Annotated in this window: 2 protein-coding genes; one reads left to right on the top strand and one right to left on the bottom strand. The window is 70.6% G+C overall.

What is annotated here, in order from left to right:
* Positions 1–38: 38 nt before the first annotated feature.
* Complete coding sequence (locus AOK23_RS43560; RefSeq protein ID WP_055717870.1) at positions 39–836, top strand: S1 family peptidase; 798 nt, start codon at positions 39–41, stop codon at positions 834–836.
* 138 nt (positions 837–974) lie between these two features.
* Here AOK23_RS43560 and AOK23_RS43555 read toward each other — a convergent pair.
* The coding region (locus AOK23_RS43555) for a DNA glycosylase AlkZ-like family protein (RefSeq protein ID WP_206336452.1) at positions 975–1,433 on the bottom strand (459 nt) is incomplete at its 5' end.

Below are 1,433 nucleotides of genomic sequence, written 5' to 3'. Positions count from 1 at the left end.
TCCCCCACCGGCAACTCCCTCCCCCCATGAGGAGAACCATGTTCGGGTTCCACCGTGCCAGGAAGACGATCGTCGCCGCGGCGGCGACCGCCGCGGCCTCCGCGGCCGCTCTGCTGGCCGCCCCCGGCGCCGTCGCCGCTCCCCAGCCCATCGTCGGCGGTACGACCACCACCGCGAGCGCGTACCCGTACGTCATGCAGATCACGAACGCCTCGCAGAGCCAGTTCTGCGGCGGCACGCTCGTGTCGCCCACCAAGGTGATCACCGCCGCTCACTGTCTGGTGGGCAGAACGACCTCCAACACCCGTGTCGTCGGCGGCCGTACGTACCGCAACGGCACGGACGGCACCGTCCGGACGGTCAGCCGCATCTGGATACACCCCAGCTACTCCTCCGTCCAGTCGGGCAAGGACGTCGCCGTGCTGACGCTGTCGTCGTCGATGCCGTACACCCCGGTCTCGTACGTCACCTCGTCGCAGACCGGCGTGTACGCGGCCGGCGCCACCGCCCGCATCCTCGGCTGGGGCACCACCTCCTCGGGCGGTTCCTCCTCCAACCAGCTGCGCACCGCGACCGTGCCGACCGTCGCCAACTCGGTCTGCGGCAGCTCCAGTTCCTACGGCTCCGAGTTCATCGCGAGCGACATGGTGTGCGCCGGTTACACGTCCGGCGGCGTGGACACCTGCCAGGGCGACAGCGGCGGTCCCCTGATCATCGGGGGCGTCCTGGCAGGTATTACTTCCTGGGGCAACGGCTGCGCCGACGCGCAGTACCCCGGTATCTACACCCGGCTGACCACCTTCTCCAACACGGTGGCCGCGCAGATCAACTCATAGCGCGGAAGGCCGGCCCGCGAGCTCCTGAGGCACATCCTCAGGTGATACCAGGGGGCGTTGCGAACCTGCCACGAGCGGTTCGCAGCGCCCCCTCTCCACGTCCTGCACCTCCTCCAAGTCCGCCACGTCCCGGTCGCGTCAGTTCGCGACGGTGCCGAAGCGGATGTCGTACGGGCCGCCGCCCTCGCCCTCACCGGGGAGTGTCCGGAGGGTGCGCTCGGCCTCCGCGACGAGGTCGGTCCGCTGCTCCGCGGTGAGGCGGACGAACGGCTCCAGGACGAGGGCGGGCCCGTCGAACTTCCAGATCCCCGCCAGGAACCCGTCGACGAGGAAGGTCCGGTACGCCTGATTGCCCTGCCAGCTACGGCCCTTGAGGTCGGGCGGTACGACGCGGGAGCGGTCGGCGTGGGAGAGGAGCAGGTTGTCGAACTCGGGGAGCAGGCGGGGCGGGGCCGGGGTCTCCGGGTCGGGACGGGGCGCGTCGGGGAGGTCGAAGAGTTCGCCACCGCTCTCGTCGCGGAAGGTGACCAGCTCCGGGCGCAGCCGCTCGAACGCCTCGCGCAGCCGGGTCAGCCCGGCCCAGGTCTGCATGTCCTT

This window comes from Streptomyces torulosus, from assembly GCF_001419765.1.
In the GTDB taxonomy this organism is placed as follows: domain Bacteria; phylum Actinomycetota; class Actinomycetes; order Streptomycetales; family Streptomycetaceae; genus Streptomyces; species Streptomyces torulosus.
The sequence above is the reverse complement of the archived record's forward strand: the minus strand, read 5'-3'. Positions and strand labels throughout refer to the sequence as shown.

What these genes read in the sequence shown, in the direction of transcription:
- AOK23_RS43560 (WP_055717870.1), top strand. Translation starts at nt 39, where the DNA reads ATGTTCGGGTTCCACCGTGCCAGGAAGACGATCGTCGCCGCGGCGGCG.